Below are 10171 nucleotides of genomic sequence, written 5' to 3'. Positions count from 1 at the left end.
GCTAGACCCACAGTTAGAATCTTTACTAATAAACGTTAACTCAAAATATAGCCTTGTTACACACGCTGCCATAAGAGCTAGACAAATTAGCGAAACGAAGAAAGTGTTAATTGATAACCCAAAATCCTATCAATACGTTGGTATGGCACTGGAAGAAGTTCAGGCAGAAAAGTTATTTATTGACGAAGAGGCGGGAAAAAGTCAATTATAAGGAATATCTCCCAGTTGCAGGGATGATGAAAGAGGTTATCATAATGAAGCGTAGAAACTCCCTCGCAAACTTAGTTGCGAGGGAGTTTCTGCATAGGCCTATTTAAAATGAAGTAACAAGTACAACATGGTCAACTGGAAGATGAAAAGAAAGGAGCAAAAAACATGGTTTATTCCAAAAATATTGTGTTGGGTGTATCAGGAGGGATAGCAGCTTATAAGGCTTGTAGTCTCGCTAGTAAGTTGACGCAACAAGGAGCAAATGTAAAGGTGATCATGACTGATAATGCAATGAAATTCGTTACACCTTTAACATTTCAAGCGCTTACCCGTAACCCTGTATATACGGACACATTTGATGAAAAAGATCCAGAAAGAATTGCTCATATCGATGTGGCTGATTGGGCTGATATTATAATTATTGCCCCAGCAACTGCAAATATAATCGGAAAGCTTGCCAACGGAATTGCTGATGACATGTTATCGACGGTATTACTTGCTACCCAAGCAGATGTATATATTGCTCCTGCAATGAATGTGCACATGTATGCACATCCAGCAGTTATAAAAAACATGCAAACTTTAGTAGACTGGGGGTATCGTTTTATCGAACCTGGATCTGGTTATTTAGCTTGTGGTTATGTAGGAAAAGGCAGATTAGAAGAGCCGGTGCAGATTATAAAAACGATAGAAGTACATCAACAGAAAAAGGCACAATTATTTTTAAAAGGAAAGAAAATGTTGATTTCTGCTGGACCAACACAAGAAAAAATAGATCCAGTTCGTTATTTTACGAATCGTTCTTCCGGAAAAATGGGCTTTGCGATAGCAGAAGCAGCTGCTAATGCAGGTGCTTCCGTTACGTTGGTAGCCGGTCCAAGTCAAGTGCAAGTACAACACCATCAAATTGAAAGAGTGGATGTTACAACTGCTGAGGAAATGTATGAAGCTATGCTGGAGCACGCTACTAAAAGTGATATTATCATTAAAGCTGCAGCTGTTGCTGATTATCGTCCGAGCATCACGTATGATCAAAAAATGAAAAAGCAACCTGGTCCGTTATACCTCGAGATGGAACGTACAAGAGATATATTACAGACGTTGGGTAACCAAAAAGAGGATCAGTTTCTTGTAGGATTTGCTGCTGAAACAGAAACACCGATCGAAAATGGTTATAAAAAGTTGCAGAAAAAGAACCTGGATGCAATTATTGTTAACGATATTTCTCTTGAAGGTTCCGGATTTGCTGGAGACACGAATGCCGTTACGTATTTGAATAAACAAGGGAGAAAGGAAAACCTCACTTTGAATACAAAGCAGGTGATAGCTGAACAAATTGTTAAACTGATTCATGAAGATTTGGAGGATCAATGATCGTGAATATAGCAAAAGTAATTGTCGATGTCCCTGCTAGTTCCATCGACCAGACGTTTGACTATCTCATTCCAGAAAAATTTCTTGATATTGTCGCTCCCGGGGTTCGGGTTATTGTGCCATTTGGTCCGAGAAAAGTGATGGGATTTGTAGTAGAAAAGGCAAGTAGCTCCGAATTCTCTAATCTAAAGTCTCTTAAAGATGTTCTTGATCTTGAGCCTGTATTGACAAAAGAATTATTACGTGTTGGAAAATGGTTAGCTTATGAAACGATAAGTTTGCAAATAACGACCTTTCAGGCGATGTTACCACAAGTATTGAAGGCCACTTATAAAAAGGAAATCGTACGTCTTTCAGAAGCTCGTTTGTCTGAGGAGCTGGAGTTTTTGTTTGCAGGTAGGAATGTTGTTCCATATGAAGAGTTTATTGCTTCCGATATACGATATATTCGTTTGTCAGAAGCGGTAAAAGCTGGCGATATAGCAATTGAGTATTTAGTAAAGTCTCGAATTACAAAAAAATTTCTAACGATGGTCCGTCCTGCCAAACCTTTGCATGAGTTGGAGGAAGCGGCTTTAGACTTATCTAAACTAGCCAAAAAACAGAAGCAAATTCTTCACTTTTTTTTGCAAAACCGAAAACCAGTTGAGAAACGCTATTTGCTTAAGCAGCTACGTACAACGGATAGCACAGTGAATGCATTACGTAAGAAAGGATTGTTAGAAACTTTTCAACAAGAGATTTATCGCGATCCTTACGCAGCCGGAGATTTTACTAGAACAGAACCGTTATTATTGACAGAGCAACAAGCCGAAGCGATTAATCCTATAAAAGAAACAGTAACAAACAAACAGCATAATGTCTTTTTATTACATGGTATAACGGGAAGTGGAAAGACAGAAATATATTTACAAGTTATTCAGGAAGTCATTGAAAGAGGAGAGGAAGCCATTGTCCTTGTTCCAGAAATATCGTTAACGCCACAAATGGTTAAACGATTTAAAGGAAGGTTTGGCTCGAATGTAGCAGTCATGCATAGCGCTTTATCTGCAGGTGAAAAATACGATGAATGGCGTCGCATACAACGTAAAGAAGTACAAGTCGTTGTCGGTGCAAGGTCAGCTGTTTTTGCCCCATTTGAAAACTTAGGTGTCATTATAATCGATGAGGAACATGAATTAACCTATAAGCAGGAAGATCAGCCGCGTTATCATGCAAGAGATGTTGCCATTCAACGGGGAATGAATCATCAATGCCCTGTCGTTTTGGGAAGTGCAACGCCAATGTTAGAATCCTATGCTAGAGCAAGTAAAGGTGTTTATCAACTAGAAACGCTCAACAAACGAACAAATGACAAGCCGTTGCCCCCAGTAGAAATTGTAGATATGCGTAAAGAATTACATGCAGGTAACCGAACGATGTTTTCCAGATCCTTAAAAAAGGAAATAGAGGCCTGTTTGCAAAAAGGGGAACAAATCGTACTATTATTAAACCGGAGAGGCTACTCTACATTCGTTATGTGCCGAGATTGCGGTCATGTTAAAGAGTGCCCTTATTGTGATATTGCTTTAACTTATCATAAGCATAGTCATCGGTTAAAATGTCATTACTGTGCATATGAGGAACAAATGCCGACGCAATGTCCAGAATGCGGAAGTGAAACCATTCGCTATTTTGGAACTGGCACACAAAGGGTTGAGGAAGCTTTATTAAAACTAATACCAGAAGCGCGTGTTATTCGAATGGACGTTGATACGACAAGGAGAAAAGGGTCCCATGAAAAGCTATTGCACCAATTTGCAACGAAACAGGCTGATATTTTATTGGGTACACAAATGATTGCTAAAGGGCTTGATTTTGAAAATGTCACATTGGTTGGCGTATTAACTGCAGATTCTATGCTGCATTTGCCAGACTTTCGTTCATCTGAAAAAACATTTCAAATTTTGACGCAGGTAAGCGGTCGCGCAGGTAGACATGAATTGAATGGTAAAGTTATTGTGCAAACATATACTCCTGATCATTATAGCATTCAACTAGCAAGTCAGTACGATTATCAAAGCTTTTATAAAAAGGAAATGGTCATGCGAAAAACATTTCATTATCCACCTTATTTCTTTTTAGCACTTATTACTGTTACACATACAAACCAAGTGAAAGCCGTTCACACAACACAACAATTTGTACAAAAATTATCCAGTGTTGTTCATAATCAAACGATAATATTAGGCCCAACTCCATCTCCTATACCGCGAATAAAGAATAGATATCGATATCAATGCATGATAAAATACAGAAATGAACCTCATTTACAAACAAAACTTCGGAAGATTGCTGCGCTTTTTTCGGAGCAAATAAAAAAAGAAGATTTGTTGATTTCAATTGATATGCAACCGTATCATTTAATGTAAAGAAAGTAGGTAGTGAAATGAAGCGAATTGTATTTATGGGAACTCCCGATTTTGCAGTACCAATTTTACGGACATTAATAGACTCGCCTTATGAAATTGTTCTTGCTGTTACCCAGCCTGATCGACCTAAAGGAAGAAAACGGGTGCTTGCCCCCCCACCAGTAAAATTGGAAGCAGAGAAACATCATATTCCTGTCTTTCAACCAGAAAAGTTAAAGGATAATTACGAAGAGATATTGACATATAGCCCTGATTTAATCGTAACTGCAGCTTATGGTCAACTATTGCCTAATGCGTTGTTAACTGCACCTCCATATGGTTGCATCAATGTACATGCTTCCTTATTGCCAGAATTACGAGGCGGAGCACCCATTCACTATGCCATTATGGAAGGTAAAAAAGAGACAGGAATTACGATTATGTATATGGTAGAAAAATTAGATGCAGGTGATATGCTGACACAACAAAAGGTATCGATTGATGCAGATGATCATGTGGGTAGTTTACACGATAAATTGGCCAAAGCAGGTTCGGAATTATTAACACAAACGCTCCCTCAATTATTTGCAGGCGACATAAAAGCAATGAAACAAAACCACGATCAAGCAACCTTTGCTGCTAATATTAAACGGGAGCAGGAGGAAATTGATTGGAATAAACCTAGTCACGTGATATACAATCATGTTCGTGGCTTACATCCATGGCCAGTGGCCTATACGACTTTGCAAGACAAACCAATGAAAATTTGGTGGGGAGAACCAATTGATAAGGTGTATGACGGACAACCTGGAGAAGTTGTCGATAAACCAGATAACTGTGCTTTCATCGTTGTTTGTGGGGACAAGAAAGGTTTCCGTATCACAGAAATACAACCAGCTGGTAAAAAAAGAATGAAAGTTAAGGATTATTTACAAGGTAATCCGAATCGAATTCAAATTGGTCAAGTAATGGGTGAATAATGATAATGAAAACAGAATCGCTACGAAGCAAAGTGTTAGATACATTAATACGAATTGAAAAAGATCAAGGATACAGTCATTTACTTGTAAATCAAGAATTAAGAACAGGTGATATTTCTCCAAAAGACGAAGCATTATTTACGGAGATAGTTTACGGTACAGTGCAGCAACAAATTACATTAGATTATTATTTGGCGTCTTTTTTAAATCGAAAGAAAACTCCTGATTTATGGGTAAAGGTCTTATTAAGAATGTCTATGTATCAAATGGTATATTTAGATCGTATACCAGACCATGCGATTATTCATGAAGCTGTTGAGATAGCGAAAGCAAGAGGACACAAAGGTATCGCATCCTATGTAAATGGAATTCTACGTACCGTGCAAAGACGAGGTGTCCCTTCTACAGCATCTATCAAGGACGATGCAACCAGAATTTCAATTACAACAAGCCATCCCAAATGGTTAGTAGAACGATGGATCCAACAGTATGGAAAAGAGACGACAGAAGCAATGTGTATAGCCAATACCAATCACAAGCCATTGTCTGTTCGTATTCAACCTTTGAAAACAAATAGGGAAGAAATAATGCAAGAAATGGCGGAAAGTGGTTTTAAAGTGCGTCCTTCCTTTTTTTCTCAACAAGGAATCATTGTTGAAGAAGGGAAAGTGTTAAAGAGCAAGTGGTTTAAAGAGGGAAGGCTCACAATCCAGGATCAATCCTCGATGCTTGTAGCAGAAATCTTACGTTTACAACCTGGTATGCATGTACTTGATACGTGTAGCGCTCCTGGTGGAAAGGCCACCCATATAGCTGAGAAAATGGAGAATAGAGGAAGAATCGATGCTTACGACCTTCATACTAAAAAGGTGAAGCTTATTCAAGCAAAGGCAAATGAACTTGAATTGTCCATTATACATCCGTCTAAAGAGGATGCGCGTAATTTACAAAGTATGTATCAAAAAGGAAGCTTTGATCGGATTTTAGTTGATGCACCTTGCTCAGGATTGGGTGTTATTAGAGGAAAACCAGAAATAAAATATCATAAACACGAACAAGATATAGAACGGTTATCTCTTATTCAACAGGAAATACTGGAAACAGTTGCTCCTTTAATAAAGCAAGAAGGTCTACTTGTATACAGCACATGTACGGTCGACCAGCAAGAAAATGAACACGTTGTTCGTGCTTTTTGTGACAAACATCCTTCTTTTGAAGTGGACCAGACATTTTTTACTGATTTGCCAGGACCCTTACGTGATTCAACGGGTGTAAGTGAAATGGGTTTACAAATCTTCCCTCACTCATTTGAGACGGATGGCTTCTTTATGACACGATTAAAGAAAAAATGGATGAAATAGACTTCTTTTCTAGGAGGTAATGTGTAATACTGTAGATGTATAAACAATACGTCGTGAAGTAAATGGCGTACAGAAGGGAATCTTTTTCATTGAGAAATATTTAAACAAGTATTTTTAAGCTTGTAGTTAGAGAGGGGCGCTGCTTTTCGTTAAGGTTTAGAGCGAAGCTGCGTTTCTCTCAGAATAAGGGAGTGAAATAATGAAAGCTCATTTTTTAACAGATCGCGGGCAAGTTCGAAGTCATAATGAAGACTCTGGAGGCGTGTTTTATAATGTTGCAGGCCAGGCTCAAGCAATTATAGCTGATGGCATGGGCGGGCACCAAGCTGGTGATGTTGCTAGTCAAATGGCTACCAGATTGCTACAAGATAAATGGGAAAAAACACAACAAGTAGATACCCCGGAGATGGCTGAAGCATGGGTGAAAGATGCTGTTCAAGAAGCGAATACAGCTATTTTTCAGCATGCTCAAGAACATGAAGCTTGCCATGGAATGGGAACGACCATTGTTATCGCGATTATTCTTGATGACGCTTTAACGATTGCACATATTGGTGATAGTAGGGCTTATGTAATCAATAATGAGCAGATGAAACAGATTACAGAAGATCATTCCTTTGTAAATGCTCTTGTTCAATCAGGGCAAATTTCTAAAGAAGAGGCTGTTTACCATCCACGAAAAAATGTCGTTTTAAAGGCTCTAGGGACAGAAGAAACTGTTACATGTGATGTTCGCACATTGAGTCTAGAACAAAATGATTTACTGTTACTATGTACAGACGGATTAACTGATAAATTAACAGATGAAGAAATTTATTCCATGATATATTCTGATGAGGAACTTTGCCATATTGGGAAAAAGATGATTCAAGTAGCAAATGAACGTGGCGGTGAGGATAATATTTCTCTTGTTTTAATACAACACGATAAGCCTGAAGAGAGAGCAGGTGAATCATATTGATGAAAGGGCACTTAATTAATGATCGCTACCTGATTAAGGAAACAATTGGCGGTGGTGGTATGGCAAATGTTTATTTAGTCAGAGATACCATTTTAGAAAGAGATGTAGCGCTTAAAAGTTTGCGTTTGGAGTATGCAAACGACCAAGAATTTATCGCTCGTTTTGATCGCGAAGCACATGCTGCTACAAGTTTAAATCATCCAAATATCGTGAATATATATGATGTAGGCGAAGAAGATCATTTACTTTATATGGTCATGGAATATGTAAAAGGCATGACTTTAAAAGAATACATACAAAATAAAGGTCCCATAGAAGTTAAGGAAGCATTGGATATTATGGGACAAATTACCTCGGCTATTTCTCATGCGCATGAGAATGATATCGTGCATCGTGACATAAAGCCGCAAAATATTCTAGTTGATACAAATGGTCAAGTGAAAGTAACAGACTTTGGAATTGCTGTTGCTTTAAGTGCCACTTCGTTAACACAGACAAATTCGATTCTAGGATCTGTTCATTATTTATCACCAGAGCAAGCAAGAGGAGGAATGGCTACCAAAAAGTCCGATATTTATTCGCTTGGGATTGTTTTATACGAATTATTAACAGCAAAGTTACCTTTTTTGGGACAATCCGCTGTTTCTATTGCTTTAAAGCATTTGCAAAATAATACACCTTCTGTACGTGAGTTTAACGCAAGCATCCCGCAAAGTGTAGAAAATATCGTTTTAAAAGCAACAGCCAAAGACCCATTTCATCGTTATGAAACGGTGGATGATATGCAAGATGCACTAGAAACAGCACTTGATCCAAACAAACGAAATGAACCAATGTTTATTCCACCGATAGAAAAGGGGGAAGAAACGAAGGCAATTCCAATTATTACAGATCAGGTAGAAATGTCACCTAATGATGAAACCATCATTCACACCTCTAACACAACTAAATCTTATACAGAGTCCGAGAAGAAAGTAGATAAAAAGCAACCTGATAAAAAAACAAAGAAACAAAGACCGAAAAAGAAAAAAAACAAGAAGAAATGGATTATCTTAATAGGTAGTATACTTTTACTTGTCGCTGGATTATTAGCATTGTACTTTTTTACCGATTTATTCCAACCAAAAGATGTTACTGTACCTGATGTAACAGATATGACAGATAGAGAAGCAATGACCAAGCTGGAAGATTTAAACTTAATTGTAGATAAGGAAGAAGTTTTTTCCGATGAGGTTGAAGAAGGTAATGTTGTAGGTACCGATCCAAACGCTGGTGCCTCAATAAAGGAAGAGTCTACGATTAAGCTATTGATTAGTAAAGGTAAAGAAACAGCTTCTTTTGCTGATTATGTGGGAAAAGATTTTAAACAGGTAAAACGTTTGCTAGAAGAAGATGGCTATGAGGTGCTAGATCCGTACGAAGTGAATTCAGACAAACCAATTGGAGAAATTATTGAACAGATTCAACCTAGTCCAGACAGTGAAGTTGTACCGAGTGAGACAAAGGTAATCTTCCGCATTAGTAGCGGGCCTAAGACAGTTCGTTTAAATAATTTAAAAGGGATGACAGAAGCAGAGGCTGAAGATTATTTAAAAAACTATGGACTAAAGATGAATAAAGAAACAGACCATTCTGATACAACGCCAGAAGGAGAAGTTATTCGCCAAGATCCAGAAACAGATACTGAATTGGAAGAAGGTGCGACAGTAACCGTAGTCATTTCTTCCGGGCCTGAAGAAATGCCTCCTAAAACGCATGAAGTTGCTTATACAGTTCCTTATAAACCTAAGAAAGAGACAGAGGAACAAGAAGAACTTCCAGAGCAAACGGTGACTATATATATTGAAGATATGGAGAATGAATTATCTGAAGTTTATATGGAGGAAAAAATAACCGAAGATACAGAAGTAACTTTCTCACTTACAATTGCACCTGATAGCGAGGCCGAATACATTATAAAGCGAGATGGAGAAGTTATTTCGAATAAAGTAATTGCTTATAAAGAAGGTGAATAGATGGCAAAAGGGAGAATAATTAAAGCTATAAGCGGTTTTTACTATGTACAAGCTGACGGAGATCTGTACCAATGTAAAGGCAGGGGAGTTTTTCGTAAAAAAAAAATAACGCCTTTAGTTGGTGATGTAGTAACCTTTGACTTTAGTGGTGACAATGAAGGATATATTTTAGAAATACATGAAAGAGATAACGAATTACTTCGCCCGCCGATTGCAAATATTGATCAAGCAATCATAGTTACTTCTGCAATGAAGCCTGCTTTTAATGCAACATTGCTTGATCGTTTCCTGGTTTTAGTAGAATCCAATTTGATTAAGCCAGTTATCTTCTTTACCAAATTGGATGTCGCGGAAAAGGAAAGAGATCGATTTGAAAAATATCAAAAAGATTATCAAAAAATCGGTTATGACGTGGAGTTACTATCCGTTAAGCATTCCGATCATACATCCATTTTGAAACGGTATTTAAAAGATAAAATTACAGTCATTGCTGGGCAATCGGGTGTAGGAAAAACAACATTACTCAATGCGATAGATCCTTCTCTTGCATTAAAAACAGGAGAAATTTCCGATAGTCTTGGTCGAGGAAGACATACAACAAGACATGTGGAATTACTTCCTATGTTTGGCGGACTTGTTGCAGATACACCCGGTTTTAGTTCTTTGGAATTTCAAGATTTAAGCGCATCTGAACTAGCTGATTGTTTTCCAGAGATAAGAGAAAGAAAAGCAAATTGTAAATTCCGTGGCTGCATGCATATAAAAGAGCCTAAATGTGCCGTTAAGCAAGCGGTTGAAGACGGTGAAATAACGGGTTATCGCTATGACCATTATGTACGTTTTTACGAAGAAATCAAATTAAGAAAGCCGAGGTATTAAT

General features: G+C 37.9%; 8 protein-coding genes. All 8 read left to right on the top strand.

What is annotated here, in order from left to right; all coding sequences use genetic code 11:
- Positions 1-211, top strand: a 211-nt coding sequence (gene rpoZ, locus HLX49_RS11860) for a DNA-directed RNA polymerase subunit omega (protein ID WP_296362104.1), incomplete at its 5' end; no start/stop codon positions are given.
- Between the two features lie 164 nt (positions 212-375).
- Positions 376-1584, top strand: a complete 1209-nt coding sequence (gene coaBC / locus HLX49_RS11855) for a bifunctional phosphopantothenoylcysteine decarboxylase/phosphopantothenate--cysteine ligase CoaBC (protein ID WP_077704233.1) — start codon at positions 376-378, stop codon at positions 1582-1584.
- 2 nt (positions 1585-1586) lie between these two features.
- Positions 1587-3995, top strand: a complete 2409-nt coding sequence (gene priA, locus HLX49_RS11850) for a primosomal protein N' (RefSeq protein WP_101934303.1) — start codon at positions 1587-1589, stop codon at positions 3993-3995.
- Positions 3996-4012: 17 nt separating this feature from the next.
- Complete coding sequence (gene fmt, locus HLX49_RS11845; protein ID WP_077704230.1) at positions 4013-4954, top strand: methionyl-tRNA formyltransferase; 942 nt, start codon at positions 4013-4015, stop codon at positions 4952-4954.
- Positions 4955-4959: 5 nt separating this feature from the next.
- On the top strand, positions 4960-6315 hold the full coding sequence (gene rsmB / locus HLX49_RS11840) for a 16S rRNA (cytosine(967)-C(5))-methyltransferase RsmB (RefSeq protein ID WP_101934023.1): 1356 nt from the start codon (positions 4960-4962) through the stop codon (positions 6313-6315).
- Positions 6316-6514: 199 nt separating this feature from the next.
- A complete protein-coding gene (locus HLX49_RS11835; RefSeq protein WP_296362098.1) occupies positions 6515-7276 on the top strand; it encodes a Stp1/IreP family PP2C-type Ser/Thr phosphatase in 762 nt (253 codons plus the stop codon).
- Positions 7276-9291 carry a Stk1 family PASTA domain-containing Ser/Thr kinase gene (gene pknB / locus HLX49_RS11830; protein ID WP_483372454.1) on the top strand — a complete coding sequence of 672 codons (2016 nt, stop codon included), beginning with the start codon at positions 7276-7278 and terminating at the stop codon, positions 9289-9291. The genes HLX49_RS11835 and pknB overlap by 1 nt, the downstream gene beginning before the upstream one ends.
- Complete coding sequence (rsgA, locus tag HLX49_RS11825) at positions 9292-10170, top strand: ribosome small subunit-dependent GTPase A (RefSeq protein ID WP_077704223.1); 879 nt, start codon at positions 9292-9294, stop codon at positions 10168-10170.
- Position 10171: the final 1 nt, after the last annotated feature.

The organism is Virgibacillus sp., from assembly GCF_013393565.1.
GTDB lineage: Bacteria > Bacillota > Bacilli > Bacillales > Amphibacillaceae > Virgibacillus > Virgibacillus dokdonensis.
This window is presented reverse-complemented; position numbering and strand designations above follow the sequence as displayed.